The organism is Arsenophonus apicola (assembly GCF_020268605.1).
Classification (GTDB): Bacteria; Pseudomonadota; Gammaproteobacteria; order Enterobacterales; family Enterobacteriaceae; genus Arsenophonus; species Arsenophonus apicola.
Genome location: NZ_CP084222.1, coordinates 1,133,165 through 1,150,180, shown reverse-complemented (window position 1 = coordinate 1,150,180; position 17,016 = coordinate 1,133,165). Strand labels below are relative to the sequence as shown.

29 protein-coding genes and 1 pseudogene are annotated in these 17,016 nt (G+C 40.8%); 3 read left to right on the top strand and 27 right to left on the bottom strand.

The features are described 5' to 3' along the window. Positions 1–2: 2 nt before the first annotated feature. The 15 genes and pseudogenes from LDL57_RS05210 to LDL57_RS05140 form a co-directional block, all read right to left on the bottom strand. A complete protein-coding gene (locus tag LDL57_RS05210; protein WP_180560424.1) occupies positions 3–308 on the bottom strand; it encodes a phage tail assembly chaperone in 306 nt (101 codons plus the stop codon). Between the two features lie 57 nt (positions 309–365). Beyond that, positions 366–971, bottom strand: coding sequence for a phage tail tube protein (locus LDL57_RS05205; protein WP_225507221.1), 606 nt, complete (start codon positions 969–971; stop codon positions 366–368). Positions 972–1,020: 49 nt separating this feature from the next. Next, positions 1,021–1,422 carry a phage tail terminator-like protein gene (locus tag LDL57_RS05200; protein WP_180560422.1) on the bottom strand — a complete coding sequence of 134 codons (402 nt, stop codon included), beginning with the start codon at positions 1,420–1,422 and terminating at the stop codon, positions 1,021–1,023. Beyond that, positions 1,419–1,904 (bottom strand): hypothetical protein, encoded by a 486-nt coding sequence (locus LDL57_RS05195; RefSeq protein ID WP_180560421.1) that lies wholly within the window; start codon positions 1,902–1,904, stop codon positions 1,419–1,421. Before LDL57_RS05195 ends, LDL57_RS05200 begins: the two co-directional genes overlap by 4 nt. A 1-nt stretch (position 1,905) precedes the next feature. Then, positions 1,906–2,259: a hypothetical protein gene (locus LDL57_RS05190; RefSeq protein WP_225507219.1), complete on the bottom strand. Its 354-nt coding sequence runs from the start codon at positions 2,257–2,259 to the stop codon at positions 1,906–1,908. Then, entirely contained in the window at positions 2,259–2,744 is a 486-nt protein-coding gene (locus LDL57_RS05185) for a DnaT-like ssDNA-binding protein (RefSeq protein WP_180560419.1), read from the bottom strand. The genes LDL57_RS05190 and LDL57_RS05185 overlap by 1 nt, the downstream gene beginning before the upstream one ends. Before the next feature lie 47 nt (positions 2,745–2,791). Next, on the bottom strand, positions 2,792–4,009 hold the full coding sequence (locus tag LDL57_RS05180; protein WP_180560418.1) for a major capsid protein: 1,218 nt from the start codon (positions 4,007–4,009) through the stop codon (positions 2,792–2,794). 12 nt (positions 4,010–4,021) lie between these two features. Further along, complete coding sequence (locus tag LDL57_RS05175) at positions 4,022–4,792, bottom strand: hypothetical protein (RefSeq protein ID WP_225505417.1); 771 nt, start codon at positions 4,790–4,792, stop codon at positions 4,022–4,024. Positions 4,793–4,907: 115 nt separating this feature from the next. Continuing rightward, a complete protein-coding gene (locus tag LDL57_RS05170) occupies positions 4,908–6,032 on the bottom strand; it encodes a putative phage head morphogenesis protein (protein WP_225507217.1) in 1,125 nt (374 codons plus the stop codon). After that, positions 6,029–7,399, bottom strand: coding sequence for a DUF4055 domain-containing protein (locus tag LDL57_RS05165; RefSeq protein WP_180560415.1), 1,371 nt, complete (start codon positions 7,397–7,399; stop codon positions 6,029–6,031). Before LDL57_RS05165 ends, LDL57_RS05170 begins: the two co-directional genes overlap by 4 nt. Continuing rightward, positions 7,399–8,886 carry a terminase large subunit gene (locus tag LDL57_RS05160; RefSeq protein ID WP_225507215.1) on the bottom strand — a complete coding sequence of 496 codons (1,488 nt, stop codon included), beginning with the start codon at positions 8,884–8,886 and terminating at the stop codon, positions 7,399–7,401. The genes LDL57_RS05165 and LDL57_RS05160 overlap by 1 nt, the downstream gene beginning before the upstream one ends. Before the next feature lie 116 nt (positions 8,887–9,002). Further along, positions 9,003–9,400 (bottom strand): annotated as a pseudogene (locus LDL57_RS05155) (terminase small subunit); the annotation flags it as partial. 514 nt (positions 9,401–9,914) lie between these two features. Continuing rightward, positions 9,915–10,118 carry an NUDIX hydrolase gene (locus tag LDL57_RS05150; RefSeq protein WP_180560412.1) on the bottom strand — a complete coding sequence of 68 codons (204 nt, stop codon included), beginning with the start codon at positions 10,116–10,118 and terminating at the stop codon, positions 9,915–9,917. Continuing rightward, a complete protein-coding gene (locus tag LDL57_RS05145; protein ID WP_225507213.1) occupies positions 10,115–10,336 on the bottom strand; it encodes a hypothetical protein in 222 nt (73 codons plus the stop codon). The genes LDL57_RS05150 and LDL57_RS05145 overlap by 4 nt, the downstream gene beginning before the upstream one ends. Before the next feature lie 2 nt (positions 10,337–10,338). Then, positions 10,339–10,695: a BRO family protein gene (locus LDL57_RS05140; RefSeq protein ID WP_225507211.1), complete on the bottom strand. Its 357-nt coding sequence runs from the start codon at positions 10,693–10,695 to the stop codon at positions 10,339–10,341. Positions 10,696–11,117: 422 nt separating this feature from the next. On the opposite strand from LDL57_RS05140, the gene LDL57_RS05135 reads away from it, so the two are divergent. Next, a complete protein-coding gene (locus LDL57_RS05135; RefSeq protein ID WP_180560410.1) occupies positions 11,118–11,318 on the top strand; it encodes a hypothetical protein in 201 nt (66 codons plus the stop codon). Positions 11,319–11,414: 96 nt separating this feature from the next. Here LDL57_RS05135 and lysC read toward each other — a convergent pair whose 3' ends face one another. From lysC to LDL57_RS05115, 4 genes are read right to left on the bottom strand one after another with little or no spacing between them, the layout of a single operon-like run. Next, entirely contained in the window at positions 11,415–11,681 is a 267-nt protein-coding gene (gene lysC / locus LDL57_RS18280) for an Rz1-like lysis system protein LysC (protein WP_441293616.1), read from the bottom strand. Next, complete coding sequence (locus LDL57_RS05125) at positions 11,596–11,976, bottom strand: DUF2570 family protein (RefSeq protein ID WP_180560409.1); 381 nt, start codon at positions 11,974–11,976, stop codon at positions 11,596–11,598. The genes lysC and LDL57_RS05125 overlap by 86 nt, the downstream gene beginning before the upstream one ends. Beyond that, the gene (locus LDL57_RS05120) at positions 11,946–12,428 is read right to left on the bottom strand and encodes a lysozyme (RefSeq protein WP_225507207.1); all 483 of its coding nucleotides are present in this window, start codon (positions 12,426–12,428) and stop codon (positions 11,946–11,948) included. Before LDL57_RS05120 ends, LDL57_RS05125 begins: the two co-directional genes overlap by 31 nt. Beyond that, a complete protein-coding gene (locus tag LDL57_RS05115; RefSeq protein ID WP_225507205.1) occupies positions 12,388–12,609 on the bottom strand; it encodes a phage holin family protein in 222 nt (73 codons plus the stop codon). Before LDL57_RS05115 ends, LDL57_RS05120 begins: the two co-directional genes overlap by 41 nt. 126 nt (positions 12,610–12,735) lie before the next feature. Here LDL57_RS05115 and LDL57_RS05110 point away from each other — a divergent pair, with 126 nt between their 5' ends. Next, positions 12,736–12,957 carry a hypothetical protein gene (locus LDL57_RS05110; RefSeq protein WP_180560103.1) on the top strand — a complete coding sequence of 74 codons (222 nt, stop codon included), beginning with the start codon at positions 12,736–12,738 and terminating at the stop codon, positions 12,955–12,957. On the opposite strand, the gene LDL57_RS05105 is transcribed toward LDL57_RS05110, so the two are convergent. Further along, positions 12,929–13,174, bottom strand: a complete 246-nt coding sequence (locus tag LDL57_RS05105) for a hypothetical protein (protein WP_180560104.1) — start codon at positions 13,172–13,174, stop codon at positions 12,929–12,931. The genes LDL57_RS05110 and LDL57_RS05105 overlap by 29 nt on opposite strands. Positions 13,175–13,515: 341 nt before the next feature. On the opposite strand from LDL57_RS05105, the gene LDL57_RS05100 reads away from it, so the two are divergent. Beyond that, the gene (locus LDL57_RS05100) at positions 13,516–13,779 is read left to right on the top strand and encodes a hypothetical protein (RefSeq protein ID WP_180560094.1); all 264 of its coding nucleotides are present in this window, start codon (positions 13,516–13,518) and stop codon (positions 13,777–13,779) included. Positions 13,780–14,033: 254 nt separating this feature from the next. On the opposite strand, the gene LDL57_RS05095 is transcribed toward LDL57_RS05100, so the two are convergent. From LDL57_RS05095 to LDL57_RS05065, 7 genes are all read right to left on the bottom strand, one after another. Further along, positions 14,034–14,801: a BRO-N domain-containing protein gene (locus LDL57_RS05095; RefSeq protein WP_180560105.1), complete on the bottom strand. Its 768-nt coding sequence runs from the start codon at positions 14,799–14,801 to the stop codon at positions 14,034–14,036. A 244-nt stretch (positions 14,802–15,045) separates the two neighbouring features. Continuing rightward, entirely contained in the window at positions 15,046–15,393 is a 348-nt protein-coding gene (locus LDL57_RS05090; protein ID WP_135677634.1) for an antiterminator Q family protein, read from the bottom strand. Positions 15,394–15,460: 67 nt separating this feature from the next. After that, entirely contained in the window at positions 15,461–15,934 is a 474-nt protein-coding gene (locus LDL57_RS05085; RefSeq protein ID WP_180560106.1) for a hypothetical protein, read from the bottom strand. Between the two features lie 9 nt (positions 15,935–15,943). Next, complete coding sequence (locus LDL57_RS05080; RefSeq protein ID WP_225507203.1) at positions 15,944–16,378, bottom strand: recombination protein NinB; 435 nt, start codon at positions 16,376–16,378, stop codon at positions 15,944–15,946. Positions 16,379–16,389: 11 nt separating this feature from the next. Then, positions 16,390–16,584, bottom strand: coding sequence for a hypothetical protein (locus LDL57_RS05075; RefSeq protein WP_180560166.1), 195 nt, complete (start codon positions 16,582–16,584; stop codon positions 16,390–16,392). Then, entirely contained in the window at positions 16,577–16,774 is a 198-nt protein-coding gene (locus tag LDL57_RS18115; RefSeq protein WP_225507477.1) for a Lar family restriction alleviation protein, read from the bottom strand. The genes LDL57_RS05075 and LDL57_RS18115 overlap by 8 nt, the downstream gene beginning before the upstream one ends. Positions 16,775–16,781: 7 nt before the next feature. Continuing rightward, positions 16,782–17,012, bottom strand: coding sequence for a DUF1187 family protein (locus LDL57_RS05065; protein WP_225507202.1), 231 nt, complete (start codon positions 17,010–17,012; stop codon positions 16,782–16,784). Positions 17,013–17,016: the final 4 nt, after the last annotated feature.

The window sequence follows — 17,016 nt, the reverse complement described above, 5'->3', positions numbered from 1 at the left end:
CGCTAGAAGTTTTTTTCGCGTTGGCCTAATAGTTCGCTATAATACGTTGTACTAATGGCGCTCGCAGCTGAGGGATAGTTGTCAAATAGCAGCTTTAAATTATCAGCGTGATAAGGCTCTTCAATCGCCCAGTCAGCAATAATCTGCTGGTAGAACTCATCAATCGGCATTTCACGCATGGTTTCCAGTTCACTCATGGCTTTGTGATTAAAGGTGAAGGTCACCACCTCTGGCTCTTTTTTGCCTGCCACCGGAATGAGGACATTGGCTTTAAACGTTGGCTTGGGTATCAATGTAAATTTCGCCATGCTGCATCCTTAATTATACTGCATAGATTTGCAAATCAGATTTAAGTGAGAAACGGGCTACCACGTTTTCAACCTCGTTGATAGCTGTATTGGGCACGCGCTGGAAAGAGACCGAAGCAGTAAAATAACGATCCTCACTGGCACGTTTATTGAAAAACGCATTGCCGTAATTTGCTTGCTGTCATCCAGTTTCATCAATAACTTACGAATAGGTAATTTTGCATCATGTGCAAAGGTATAAACCTGCGTGATACCGTTTTTAAAGGTATCAACGGTTTCTGCCTGTTCATCTTCCAAAAACTGAATTTCCTGCGTTTGCTGCTCACCGCCCTCCGTCGATAATGTCATGACTTGCGGCATCGCCTCCCATTCTTCCACTTTCTTCAAGCTTCCTTTAGCCCCACCAACGGGAAAAACGGCTTTATCGGTGGTATCGATTGATTCCAGTGTAATACTGGTATCAGCTGCTTTTTTCACTTTGAAAGCGCCTGACATTTTTTTCCAGCCACAATCAATCTGGACAATATCGCCCGTTTTAATACTGCCAATCGAATTGACAGTTAATACCGCCTCTGTCGCATTGGTAGCCGCCGTAATTGTTATCTCATCCGCATATTTACTAGCTACATAAACACGCGAACCATTAGGAATATTATATGCCATGATAAAACCTCATTATTGGCTGTTGAAAAACCACCATATGGCGGCAATGTTATATTGTAGAGTGACAACGATAAGCAACGCTGACGGGGAGAATATAATTAACCTGATCACAGATTGCTGGAAATAAACATGGCTCGCCGTTTAAAAAAAGATTATCGGTCAACGAAAAACCGTTTGTTAGAAAATTTATTAAACGATTAGCGACATTCATGACCAATGCGTCGCCCGTTCCTGCTTTGCCAACTACATTTATCTGTATGACACCGCTAAATACAGGCATATCGAGCGATAAACTCAAATTATTCGTTGTCGCTGGCATGGTGTGTAGTTGTAAATAGGGTTCATTGATATCATCGAATTCACAATTTGGCCAGGCAACCTTGATATTTTCAGACTCAGCAAATTGAGCAATATGTGCCCGTATCGCGGTATTAATGGTTAATGGGTTCATCCTTTACGCTCTGCGATGGCCTGATGAAAAAACTGCTGAAATTCTTGTGCCGTGAGCCGTACCATACCTTTCGGTGCCTGTTTTGAATGCCCCATCTCAAGTCGATAAGCATAAGGAACCACATTGGAAAAATAGACTGACTTCATGCCCACTTTAAACTGACCAATAACATGATTGCCCTCAGCTTGTGTTACCTCGCCACTTTTATCTATTCGTCCCGTTTCTTTCATTGGTACTTCATCAAACGTCACTTGCCAGTTGCCACGAAACCTTCCCCCCGTATACCCTGCAGGCTTCCTTTCTTTTCCTTTTCCCTTTCCGGCTATTTTAGCATTCACTTGCCAGATAGAAGGATTACCGACAGGCGACATCATGACTAACCTTGCAAGTATCTTAATGAATGTCACCTTTGTAACCACTTCCATTTTTTCTTCTGCTTTACTGACAAACGCATTAATGGCGGCTGTAAAATTGTTTGTCATATCAAGCTCTCAATTGTGCAATGAAACAAATAGTTTGGCGTTGGGGCTTTATCTCTTTTACAGCAATCACTCGATGATTTCTGTTATCGATGATAATGATATCCCCCTGTTGAATATTACTCTTTGCATGCGCAATGAATTTAATATCACTGGTTAAAACGAGGGAATTGTCCACTTCATTGATAGCAAACTGTGTCTTTACTCCGACCGCCTTTAATACCATATCGGGTTCGATAATTTCCTGACCCTTTTTATCAACATAAAATTTGCCTTTTCTTTTTAAGACATACTCCATGCCGTACTGCTTTATCAAGCGCTCAGTCGTTTTACCCATTCGAGTATAAAGATTCATCATCACCTCACCGAAAAGGTGTTGATGGCAAATCCAGAACGTATATCTAACAAGCCATTAAGCAAACCATTTAACCAGGCAAATTTGGGTAAACCCGAATTTGTCCCCGAGGCATATTGGACCGTGATAGCCCCCTCAATACGTTCTGTGGTCACTTCGCCCCCTAACGTTGGCTGTAAATCTTCGTTCTCTGACTCAATCGCCAGCCGACACTGGGCCATAATGAGTTGCTTAGGGATGGCGTCATTCTCAATAGGCACACCGTCATAAAATAACCCTGTGCGTGGGAAGGATAGCGGTTGGGTTAAGTGGGTTCGTTTTCCTAACCATGGCTGTGACGTTAAATAGTCCATCGCACTCACCAGCATCGACTCAATATGTGAGCCATCAGTGGGTATATCAATTCCTCTTTCACGGGCATAGCGCTTTAGATCCTCAACGCTGGCATAACTATTAAATGTTGGCGAATTTTTATCCGAATCAATCATATTCACCTCAAAAAAAGGGACAAAAGTCCCCTTAACTTTATTTTTCTTTATGAAAAAGTGATACTTTCTGTGGTGCGCATCTCACCATCTACTGTCGCAGTGACGGTAAATTGTCCTGCTGTACTGGCGGTTAATTTGACGCTGGACTTACCCTTTGCATCGGTTTTAGTCGCCGCTTTACTCAATTTTCCACCTGTGCTTGACCACTCAACATTGCCACCCTGAACAGGTTGATTATCTTTTGAGTAATCAAGTGAAATGGTCACCGCATCGCTGTTATTGGCTGTCGCGGTGGTTTTATCCACAGATAACCCTAAACTCGCTTCATGCTGCAATTTTATCATTACGCCTGCCGTTAATTTGTTACTGGTGAAATGTTTCTTCCAGTTGCCAGCTGTGCCCAATTTTGTCAGATCAGGATTAGTCCCTTTTGATTCATCCCAGCTGTAACCGAGCACGCCCACATTTACCACGCCTTCACCCCGATAGCCAACGCCTAAATTTTCCTGATCGTTGATTTCATAAGAGCGAAAATTAGGTTCCTGTGATTCCGTGATAGTGATAGCCCCTGGGACTAACCCAAATATAGCATCAACAGGCGCAGTATCGGTGACTAATACGGGTTTACCTAGCGTTCCAGGTTGGCCGCCGTAAATTACCACGCCTGCTTCTTCATAAACCTTGTTATCAATCGCCTGATCAACAATGTCAAAATAGGTTGTTGAGTGCATGACAAACAGATTGACACGGTTGAATTTATCCCCGTATTTGCGTAACCCCTTAGTGAGGGTCTTCTTGCCATCGGTAGCAATATTAGCTGTGACCATCATATCCGTATTAGCGCCAATCGCAGCCCCCAATGCTGCTAGGGAATACTTGATATAGCCCTCAAGCGAAGCATCAGCAGCATCCGTACCCACAAGCTCAGAAAATTCTGAAACATCCCTGCCACGTCGTTTAAATGACTCTTCGGTGATTTCATAGGGGCCATATTTCCAAGGGGCTTTAACGTCAACGGATTCTCCCGCACCAATTTTCTTACCGGTAACTTTATCCGTAGAATTCACGTCACGATGTTCAATCGAACCGCTTATCTGATAAAATGCCCGTTTACGTAAATCGCCTTCAATAAAAACATTATCCAGTACAATTGCGCCATTTGATGCCTGATTAAACACCTCAAGATTATCTTGTCTGCGCTCTAAAAATGCGGTTTGAGCCAAATCATTATAAATAATTAAATCACTATTAACCGTCGTTGCCATTATATTAATTCCTTACTTTGGTAATCCCAGATAAGCTTCACGACCGAATCGCCGGATATATGCGGCCTTATCAGATGAAGACATCTGAGAACGTTTAAAATGTGCGCCCCCTGACTTACTATCCCCTGAACCTGTACCGGATGCAGAAGGAAATAAATGGGGGGCACTTTCTTTTAGCGAATCAATCCACTCAGCGGGGGTTAAAGGTGTACGGCCATCTTTACCCATAATCGGATTGTTTTCCTCATCAACAGCGACGGCCTGACCTTCGTCATTGATTTTAAATATGCCCTTGGCACGTAATATTAAATCTTCCTGAGCACTGGCTAACGCGCCGGATTGACTTGCAGCTGCACGAATTTCATCGCCTAAAACCCGACTGCGGAATTTATTGGCAAATTCTTCTGCCTTTTCCGCCCGTCGCTTCTCAGATTGTAGTTTTTTTTCTACATCATGGCGCAATCGTTCCGTGCGCTTATTGATAACCTCGTCAATCTTGCCTTCGGCAATCAACTTCGCTTCTTCATCATTGTCAAAACGTTGCAAAATGCCTTTGACCTGTTCAGGATCGATTCCTTCAAAGCGCTTTAAATTATCAGTTTGCTTTTTGAGCAAACCGAGTAATTCACTATTTTTTGCCTTTAGTCCTGTCACCTGCTCATTAATCTGCTTATCAATAATAGCCTGAACTTCCGGTGTGATTGCTGTGCCGCTAGCCCCGCCACCACCATTCGGGTCTTCTACTGATGAATGATAGTTGCTACCGATGTTTAAAATGCTCATTATGTCCCCTTGGGATTTTATCTATGCGCCTTGCGCGTTAAATTACCTCAGCCCTAGGCCGAATTTAGCAAACAAAAAAGGCCACCGAAGTGACCTTGATTGCTATGTATACTGGTTAAAATCCCATCCCAGCTTCTTTTAATTCCTGTCCATCTATCTTTCGTAATTGTGCCAAAGTAATAAACTCACCTTTATCGCTATAAAACTGGGCCGGATGCATGCCACCCTCTTTCATTAGCCGGTAGCGTACTTCACCAAATACCTGCTTTTGTCGCCAAGCGGATTGTCGTTGTATCCATTGAAGAAAGGTTGTCTCGGCTGGTGTTTGTCCATCCATCGAGGCCCGAGTGTTTTCGTCCATTTCATCAACATCAATTCCCAATTGACGCCATGATTTAGTGATCAATGTTTCAGTCGAACGACAATTCCAGTGAATTTTTCCTGGTCCTTGCAAATAGGGCACTTTATGGCCGATTGGCTTACTTTCAAGGGTATATTTCAATCGATCGCGAACAATACAGGCATGAGAGGTTTTGTTGTCCAGCGTCGATAACCACTGCTTACCCTCAAGGAGTTTTTTATTAGCCTCTGCAAACTGATTTCGGGCGGTGGCTTGTAGGTGATTAATTGCGGTTTTGGCAATACTGGTTGCATTTGCCCGACTGATTTGTAGTGCACCGTCTTTATAGCCTTGCTTGACATTACCACGTATTTTACGACCCATTTCTACAGCGCTATCGCCATTCAAATACCCATTGCGAACGGTATTATTAATGCGCGTCATGCGGTCTTTTTCCAGACCCTCAGCCCACTCAGATAACAGTTTTCCCTGCAATGGGCGCGCCATCACCGCTGCATAAAGCATATCTGTGGTGAGACTCATCAATGGATATTGACGAAGAACAACCTCTGGCATTAGAAAATCAAATAAAGCGGGATAATAATCTACCTCATATTGTGCATGCGCCTTCATCTCGCCCTTTAAAAGGGAAAACGCGTTGGCTACCGCATTTTTATTAATAGCCTTAACACTGGCGAGCAAAGATTCTAATCGCCTGACAGTAAAACTATCAGCATCGATATTGGCATCATCCAGTGCCACAATTAAGGATGCACTGAGCTGAGCGTCAAATGCATTCAGGGTGTTAACCATCTTTTTAGCAACCCCACTAGCATAACGACCAGAAAACAGCGAGTGAGCAAGTAATTCATCCATCAGGCGCTCATTCACCGTTCTCATCGCTCACCTATCATAGTGGGTTGCTGATTATTGAGTTCATCCACCACCACATCAACCTCATCAGCCGGATTGATAATGTCAAATTTTTGCAAGTTACGCACCAGGTCAGATTGACGAATGGCGCTAGATTGCCAGGCTGACACTATCTCACGTATCATCGTGCTATCGGCAATGTGATTGACCAAGTCCCTATTAATTTCAAATACGCATTTATCAGGTTCAGCACCCGCATATTCAGCGCACCACTTTAACCCTTTAGTTAAACCTTCTGAGACATTCGCGCAACAGATACTCAGGACAGATGTTTGTGCACTTAATTCACCCACTGATTGAATAACGGTTTTCACTTTATTATCAGCAGAAACTAATTGAGCGCCCAACCCCACCATATAATCACGCTTACTGTCCATCGCTTCTTTCGCTAGCATGTTAGGCTGTGCTTGAATGTAACCACAGGAACCTTGCTCAGGTAACAAAATGGGTGAGCGGGAGCCGACTAATATACCCTTTTTCTCTAACCAGTCACGCCATTCATCTTTCAAGCCGCTAATATAGGGTTGCACCTGACCACAGAAAAAAACCGAATCTTCATAATCGGCGGAATTTCGATAATGACCCAAATTGATTTTGGCGAGTCCAAGTAACGGCGCTTCATCAATAGTGTGATCATTATTTTGAGCACCTATAAAGGTAAACGGGATCTCCTCCCAAGCACCTGAGCCACCGCGATCAGGGATATATTCAACATCTATTTGGTAAACACTGTTTCCTGCAGGTTTTCGATAAACGCGACAGATAAATTTCCCTTTTTCAATAGCCAGAACACGATATTGAATGGTATCCTTGAATCCAAAACCGTCTTGTTCTTCTACTGTTTCACGTAATACCACCAGAGTTAAGCGATTACGACCATTAATGCGTTGCATTCGCCAGTTGATAATATCTTCGGCTTTGTATTGAAAAAAATAGACTTGCTTTGACTCGTTATTATAATCGACATATAAGCCATGTCGTCCCACTTCCAAGACGGATTCCAATGACGATTGGGCTAACTGATAAAGACTTGAACCCGCTCCATCAGCATCCTCTTTCAGATAAGCCAGTCTTTCATCAATCTCAACCAGCGGATCTTTTTTAAAAGCCATTCCTATCATCCCATTACGGGTATGACCGGTTATCGGATAAAACACCGCACGATCTTGATAATCGCTATTACGTTTCCTTTTGCGTTCTTTATTCGATTCTTCTAATATCGGCAGATAGTTTTTTACTGAATCATCCCCTTTACAAACTGTCCGAACTAATGCCCATTGCAACACAAACAATTTATATTCAGGACGGGTAAAATCAACACTAGACATACTCATTAGAATGTGGTTCCTAAATTAATCTCAAAGGCGGGACGCTGTTTATTTTTTCGGCTAATCGCAAAATATCGAAATGCATCAGCATCATGTGACGTAAAATCATGTAGGGGTTTATCTTTCCAGCAACCCAGCTTGTCATCCCACTCTTTGCGATAAGCTTCTAAATGAGCAACTCCATCGGCACATCGATGTTCATCAAATACACAATTTGGCAATATTTCACGTACCGCCTCAATCCCTTCATCAATGGAAAGTTTTGGCACTACATCAAATCGTATTGCATATTTCTGCCCATCAATCTCATAGCCTTCTCTGGCAATTTCACGCCTGGATTTTGCGTCAGAACCAAATTCACGATTATCAATATCATGAGGTGCATTGTGACTGGCGTAGGTATAGCCTTTATCTTTCAGTATCTTCATGTAATGCCGCAACCCTTCACCACTATTTGAGTAATGATCAATAATATGAAATTCATTTCCCACTTCACGTACAAACCATATTGACGTTGAATCACCTACCCCAATATCCCAATATGTATGTACTGGCAAATGGCTGTTATTAGGCAATGTCCCAATGCGTTTATTTTGATAAAGATAACGAAACTGCCTGGCATAGTAGGCGCCTTCTACTGATTGTTGGAAAGCTTCAGCGGGAAGTGAGGGATATTCCCGCTTCATATCATCACCAAGCGTTTTCTCTTTTGCGTAATACCAGGCTTTCTGTTTGTCGGTTAACCAAATGCCATGTTTGCCGGACAGCTCAGTGAAATAATCAATTAGCCGCTTTGGAATGGGCTCAACCGGATCAATTGCATAATTATTGTTTTCCCACCATGGGAAGAAAAAGAATTTCCAATCGAGCTGTGAAAGTTTTTTTACTTGAAGTTGTGCTTTTTCAGCAGACTGACAATAATCATAAAAGTAACCAGATCTTCCCTCGCCCGTGCTTTCTATAGTGACAAAGCAATCATTGGATACCGCTTCAAAAGCACCAGTTACAATTTCACGTGCCTTATCAGGATATTTTGCACAAATCTTGCCAAATTCAGAAACATGCAGATAACGCAATGTACCACCGCGAAATGAAGTACTAATGTAAAGTGAACCCCCTTTATGGAATACCAGCTCACCCGCTGAATCATTACTGGCTGGGTTAGCCGCTTTTATTTCAGCCGGTAGTCGCTCATAAGCGTATTTGGTTTTTTCTCTGAATAATCGCCTAGCATCATTAAGAGTATGCGCAATTAATGCACACCTGGCAGATTCAAATAACGCCGCATCAAGCTGAATAATACACACTTCAGTCGTAAACCCTAGCTGACGCGCCTTTAGAATGATATTTCTGGTATGCATTCCTTCAAAATAGAATAACTGCTCAGGGGTCATGTCAAATCGAATTGGTTTTCCGGTTTTATCCGTTATCCAATAAAGATGATTTAGTCGCCAAAGCTTATCGCGCAATAAAGCTAAATGTTGTGGCTTCATAGTTATTTTTGTGAAAGTTCGTCCATAAGATTAGATAACGTTCCGACCACATCATGCTCATTTTTTACTTGTTCTCTAAAAGCCTGTACTGAGACATGCTTGCCAAGTAACTCAAGGTTTTTAACTTTATCTGGCCACTTTACTTTTTTGAGCAATGCTTCTGCACCATCAACTCGTATGGCTGCAATATCTAAACCGCTTAATGTTGTCCGCCAAACTTTAGGCCAATCTTTGATCGGTCTTAAATCGCCAGAATCGGTCAGAATATCGAGTACATCCATTTGGTCGATCTCAACCAGCCGCTTAAGCACGTAGTCAGCATTAACCTCAATGCGATTCTTACGTTCTTCCATGAGGGTTTGTATGCGTTTTGAATGTTGAGTTTTGCTAAGTTTTGGCATGCGATATCTTTTGCTGTTTTTTCACTGTACCCGGCTCTAATTGCTGCCTGAGTCGCATTCAAATCAATCAGGTACTCGCGACAAAATGCTTCCTGCTTGTCTGTGAGTGCCATATCTTTACCTTGTTTGTTTTAATTTAAAAAATTTCACAATATGATCAGTGTATTTAATGAATGCCAATAAGAATATTATGCTGGTTTGATTTGTGTAACATCGGGAATATTTGAGACAGCACATCGAATAAACTTACATAAAATGCTGATAATTTCACTTTTATAGAATTTTTATTATTTTACAAAAAAGTTATTTAAATGTTAAATTAAAGAGATATTATTAGTAATAATATTCATTTTCTTCTGGGGGATAAAACATGAAATCATTATCCAATGCATTGATTATTTCGATTGGTTTTTTAAGCATTAGTCCTTTTTTTTGCTGTAACCCAAGAGCCAATAATCGATTATCCTACTGAAGGTACAAATAACGCTGAATGTTTAAAATTATATCATAAGAAACATAAGTGCTTTCTTTGTCCTGAAGGTCACGGTTATTGCGCTAGCCCATCTAGACAGAAACAATAATAAACCAATCATAACTATTCTTACTTTGAAGAGGTTCATCACAAATCTACCACTGTTTTACTGAATTTCTTCCCACCCACTGTTTAGCTACATCAAGACAGTTGGCCATCATTTTACCGCGTTGTGTTGATTTAGATTGTCGATAGTATCTAATAGCTTCATTTGTTGCTAAACTGGCTACAGATAGAGAAAAACCAAGCTTCATTAACTCGGCCTTGACATTCGTCTCAATGAATTGTTCAGGAGTCATGCTTGACTTTCTCCATTTGGCGTATCATCAAATCCTGGTAGTCTTAATTGAGAAAGTGCCATAATTGTTTTTTCTGCTTTACGTATCTTATTCAGATGACGCTTACGTAGGTTCATTAAGTCGCTTCCCTTTCTACCAAAATTGTCAAACGACCATTTATTTGCAGCAACCAACCTGTTTTGCATTTCGCCAATCGTTAATGATTTCAATCCTTCCATATCTAACAGAGCAAGATTTGCTGGGTGGCTTTCTTTTCCGCTAAATCCAGTAACCACTTACGCAGTGCTTTAGCAACTTTGGTTTTAGATAACATTCCGATTAGATGAGCACCACGAACTGAATAAATTCTTATTTTTTTATAGCGTAACTCATTGTTTTTATTAGTCTCGGTCAAATTGACCGTCCTTGACATCTCATTTGTAAACTCATCTTTATTCCTGTTAAAAATGCGAGTAATAGAAGATTCGTCCTTGTATTCCAGTAAGATAGATAGTTGTTTATTAGTGAACCAGATTTTCCCGTCACCGTTATTAAAGGGAGCAATATTGTGTGTTTTAAATGTTAATACATGATCCATGATGTCTTCCTTACTTAGGTAATGAACCTTTGCCACATAGGAAATCAGCCCATCGAAGTGACATCAGCAAAACTGATTACCTCAAAGGCTCATTCCTAAATAACGGGTTCGATGTTTGGATTAGTTGCGCATGTGGTACGCTGGGTGGTAAGTTTTAAAATTGTTAATTAATAGATTTTAACATTGCTCATAGTTGTTACTGCTTTCATCGTACTTTTCCTTACAGAAAGTCGAGCCTGCTCACACAGAAAAGCCGCCCACAGAAAAGTACCATTTTAAACGGCAATTCTCAGGCTCGACTTTCTGTTAGGTTCTGTGTTTGATTAATGCGCAGTGAGGGCGCAGTAACGAAAATTAGTTGAAATATTTAATATCTGAACGATACTTTGAATATTATTTCATTAACCAAATAGGAGTTACAAATGAGACTATTATCAAAATCAATAATTATTTGTTCTATTCTATCTACATGCTTAACCGCATTAGCTCAAGAAAATAACCAAGAGCAGTCCCAAACTAAAAATGAACCAAAATATTTTTGTGATACTCAGTTTGGAAAAACTGAAGCATTAGGTCATTTCATCCAGCCAGATGGAGAAGTGCAGCTTATTTGTCCAAGATAAAAACTGGTAATATTCGTTTTTAATATTTTCTTGCAGAAGATTTATCTGCTTTTAGTTTTTAACCAATATTTTCCAAGGCGAAATAATCTTGTTGAGCTATCTCACTAAATTGTGGGGTGGCTCAATCATATCATTTAAATTTTTATAACTACTTTCTTCAATTCGCCTTATCGCCTGTTTGTCAAGATTACACAGCTCAATCACTGTCAGTAACTGCTCATTGAGTACCAGACTATCACGCCATGTCATCATATCTGTGATGGCTGGCGGTAAGCAATCAGCGAGTAGGTAAGGGGGTATCGGAATGTGAGGCGTCTGAACGTATTCGTTTCGTGTGCTGCTGCAACTCGACAATAGCCCCATGAGGAATAATGCGATTGGCACAATCCTGATGGACGACATGCGTTTTAATTGCTGCTTGTGTTGCCTGAGAGTCAACTGCTTTACGCTGACGGGTCTCACTATTAATTCGTGCAATATCATTGATTACCTTCATTGACTGAAAAGCATTAGTGGTGATGGCTATCTGTTTATTGAGGTCAACGGTGAGGTTTTTATTTAATGCCTTGACTTCGTTTAAGGATGTCAACAACCAAGACGCCCAGACGATTAACCCCACAATAATCACTACGCCAAATGCGTAAGGTCTCCATAACATATTACGCTCTCTATTTCCCGACGGGTCATTAATCCTTTCCACTTTCTGCCATCGACATAAACCCAGCGTTTCATTTCTTCACAAGCGCCTTTTCGGTCATCAGCGTTGAGCTTTTTGAGTAATGTCGATTTGGCAAAATTTCCCACACCCACGTTGTAAGAAAATGAATAAAGCGCTGCTTGAGTCAGTGTGTTGATATTGACCTTGACCAGCGGGTCAACATACCGTTTAACCACCTTCAAATCGTCATCAAGCCACTTATCACAATCTTCTTGTGTGTAAGTCCGGTTACGGTGAATATCGTTACCTGTGTGACCGTAACAAACAGAAAGCACACCGCCACCATCGAAATAGGGCTTAAGTCTCAGCCCTTCGAAATGGGTTATCATGCTTGACGCTAAAAGCAATGCACTACCGCCTGTTGCCATCAATATTTTTTTCGGTATTTTCATATTGACGCTCCTTAAGTTTGTACTCCTTTTTGCGGTAGTACACGTTGATTAAAAATGTCCCTATCGTGCAGACAATGCCTACTACGGCTACCCACTGCTCAAGGGTAAAGAAACCTAGAACAGTCGTCATGATGCCCCAAAGGTAGGCGGTAGGTGTTGAGTATTTTTCAGACATACGCATATACCCTCCTATTGAGGGTTCCATTGCTTTGAATAAATGTTAATTTGATTAAATTAAGCTAAGATTGCGATACAGCTAATTGATGAATTAGCTGATACTTAAATTAATAAACTAGAGAATGAAAAAATGATTGAGAAAAAATTTTACCCATTTAAATTTAACATGAATAAATCTATTCCAGAACCCATTGTACACGAGCTTGTAGCTATTAAGCAAGTTTTATTGGCGATAATTGCAACTGACTATGAGAAAAGACAAGTTGTGTTAGATGGGCTGTCAGAGATTAACTCACCAATAATGAAAGACGTAGTTAAAAATATTAAGCTGATTGACGCAAATCAGCTTTAATACACATCCCCGCATCGACACTGTGTTGATAATTGACTTTACAATTTGTTTTAAAATTGGATGTAGCCTTTTTTACTCGGGTTAAATCTAAAACGTTTTGAACAATAGCATTAACACCATGTTCTGATTTAGTACAGCAGTTCACCTTATTCATCTCTGTGAACTGTTTTTCCAATTCAGCTATTCTACTTTCTAATACTTCTATACGTTCGTCCATACTTTAACCTCATGTTTAACAATTAAACAGGAAGACAGCCGCCTTACTTGTTTAAGCTATTTGAACTGACAGTTTTGCGGTGGCGAAAACGAAAAGCCCCACCATCAACAAGGGGTGAAAATTCGTAAGTCGATCTTTTCGTTGATCTTTTTTTGCTCAAGAATATAATAACGACATATAGTATATATTTTGAATACTAAATACTATATATAGGAATCCCTGATAGCGACAACTATCAGGGACAGAAGATAAAACGACAAGGTTTTACATGTGATCACGCATTTAGTTTATTTCACTTGGTGATCTGTGTAAAGCCCTGTTTATATACAGGACTGATTTTAATGAATAAGAATATTTGTCAAAAGCCTCATCGCTACAACCATTTATTTACATCTCTTTCTAATAATCAAGGTCAAAATAGTCGTCACAAATGTGCGGGATGCGCCTATGAATTAGGTCGTCACCATGCGCTTACTGGAGCGCAAAAAGCTTATGACGACTCAGTTTTAACTCAAATTTCAGATAGTCAAGCTGGCGCTCTTCGTCATAAAGATGCTTTTGAGTCATATAATCACGGCTATCAATCCGTTTTCAAAATAGCATAAAAAGTAAAACCCCACGCTTTCACATGGGGCTATGCACTACTGCCTTATTTACCTATATGTACCATACGAGCTTACAAAAAGTAGTGCGTTGATAAGATATTATTATTTGGTTAATGAAGCAACAAAAAACCCCGCAAAAAGCGAGGTTCTAATATATGTTTAAGCGCTAACTCAATAGCTTTACGCTACTATAGCATATAATACTGTACGGATGTACGGACAGTCAAGTATTTTACTGAGGATTTGATCAGTATTTAACGCCGCTGTAAAAATTGCTGTATCTCTGCTTGTTGCCAGCGTGCTAATGTATCGGTCAAAACAAAGGTATGCTCCTGATTACTCTCTTTAAGTAATTGTTTCATCTCAGCTAAAACCTTCTCTGCGTCCTCACGTTTGCGTAGTACTCGCCTTACGGCCTGTTTCTCCGCTTCATAGATCGCTTCTTTAACGCCATTGGTGAAGTTATAAATCTTTTCGCATTCTTTTGCTATTATCGGTATCTGGTTAACTTCAAAGTTTTGTGGTGACTCTACGCCTGTTGCATGACGTAAAGCATACCAGATGCCTTGTGTCCATGAACGCTCAAATCGGAAGCCGTTGGCCATCGTCCAAATTAAACGAGAAAGATGTGAGGTGTCATCTGCGGTTAATAATTCTCTGGCTTCTGGAGAATATTGCGGGTGCTCATACTTACCCGTTTTGCGGATCGATGGAAGGACTTCATTTGTTACCCATTTACGAAATCGCCAAGGTAAAGTCCCCTGCTTAACAGCATCACGACACCGTAATACTAGAGTGTAAAGACCAGACTCGTTGATGATATTAGCATCACCTTGACGCCCTAAGTTAAACTTAGACCGTTCATCTTCATCTAATGATTTCAATGACATAGAGGGATTACTTAATTGAAGAACATTGCAAATATCTTCTGCGATAAACCACGGTTCACCATTGCTGATGATTGTACGAATGTCTTGATCTTCAAATTTAAATTCAACAGATTTAATAGCTATAGTAGCCATGATTAAACTCCTTGCGAATTTTAGTTACGTCTGCCAGTCAGTAGCTGGTAGCCGGGCGTCAACTAGAGCTTCACAAGACGCTCCGGGCATATTCCCCTTTCGGGTGTTTTATTACGCCTCTCCACCCGGCCTTCGGATGTGCTTACGCCGTTTTATAGGCATAAAAAAGCCGCAGGGCTATCGGGTGCGGATGACCGCTTGTGAATTCTAGTGCGGTCAGCATACGATAGTCTATACGGTGTTGTCAATTTGTTGCTTTAAGGAGTGTGTGAACTGTGCCCGCTATGTAGGATTCAGCCCTACCCATGTAAGCCGTGATATAATCAGGTCTTTTCTTCCAGTTTTTAGCTATCATTCGGCATGAAATATGATGCTGATAATGTAAGCAAATAATGTTATATCCATCGATGTCATATTTCTTTAATCCTGCTACGGCCTTATCAACTATTTCGCCTTCCTCATCACTTAGCCAAGGTCTGTCATCATCGAATTTAATAGGAGCAATGGTAGACATACCTTTGTACTCGGTTCCAATGCGGCTCATGCTCCAGTTTCCCCATGCTTCCAGTAAATCTTTTACGTGCCTACTCATCTCCCCTCCGGCAAAAATATGAATTGAGGCATGGTATCAATGCCCTGCGTTGAATAGTAATGGTGTTTTAAAGTGTGTGGGCTTTTTCTTCGCCCATTCGAAAGGTAATGCCGGCCTGATACCAATCCGGCAAGAAAAACTCAATGCGCCCTAAAAAACCTTTAAGTCGCATCGTTTTCATTCTTTTTAGCTCACTTTTCATTTGACGGTAGATTTCATCCATTTCACCCACCTTGAGCCTTACAGGGGTATTTGCTAGCATCGCTATTTTGGCAATGGTCATCTCACCGTAGGTAATTTCTGCATGCGCGGTAAACTCGTAAGGGTCTTCGCCTAATTTACGATGACAGCCTTGACAGTGCGAAAAACTATTTAAGGGGTGATAACGGGTGGCTTTATGTCGTCTTGATTTGAAGTGTGAGCAGTGCAGCTTAGCGCGTTCATGCTGAAAATGTCGTCCGCAATAATCACATATCCAGTTCGTTCTTTCGCGAACTAATTCAGAGAACACGGCATCGTATTTATCCCTTTTTAGTGCCATTTAATTTTCCTATGCCTGTTTTAATTTCATATACTCCGAACTTTCCGGTATCGTCACAAAACAACGTATGCCAATCGCCCAACATTCCACTTTTTGCATAAAGACATGCATTTCCCCCGTATCAAGTTTTGATGTCCTCCTGAGCGTTCTGACGCGCTCTGGCTGCTGTGTGGTCACATCGATACGCTCTACAACTTCATAACCTAAGAATGTATGTTTCAACATTTCTTTCACCTGCTCTGGAGTGTAATTAGCGTCATTTGCACACAGATATTTGCTTATCTCAGATGCCCACAAATGAAAAAGTGCATTTTGCGATAGGCTTCGAGTCTGCTTGAAGGGCTTGATAACAAGTTGATGCGGTTGGTTTGTTGCAAGAACAGCTTTTAAAGTTTGCCAGACGGATTGTTTAGTTGATTCGTGGAAGAGTAAGTTTTCTTCCATATTTCTCCATGTTATAAATTAGAAAAATACTGATACATGAAATAAACACCCAAAACCATACAACAGGCGAAAGCTAGCATCGATATAAACTTTGCAATGAGAAATTCGACGTTTTCTTCATAGAGAAAGATTCCCGCAGTCACACTGATACCGAGTAACATAAATAGCCAGCAGCCACCCAATAACAAAATCATGATTTCACTCATTATCAACTCTCTTGTTCCAAATTTTCACCGCCTCTTTTCTTTTTGAATGCCAGGCCGTTCTTACTCCGCATTTCAGACATAAAGCCTGATAACCATCAGCAAACCTCACTGTTGGTGTCCCATTCATTGTGCAAATCAAGCAATCATTACTTCCACAAAACGGACAGTCTTTAAGCTCGCTTGTTTTCACAATCACTTTAAATCTCCTTACAGATAAAATTTATCAACTTGATTTGAGCTGGCTTTCCAGCTTTTAGATTGACAGCAGTCCAGTAGTAATCAAGCTCGCTAAATTGCATTTTGAACATGGACGGCTGGGATAACATTTTCAGGCAATCTTTTTCTGATAGTGCTTTGTCGCTAAAGCGATACCAATGCACAGGCTCGCCGCCATCCTTAACAAGGGTTGCTTCAATTTGGTATTTCATTGGG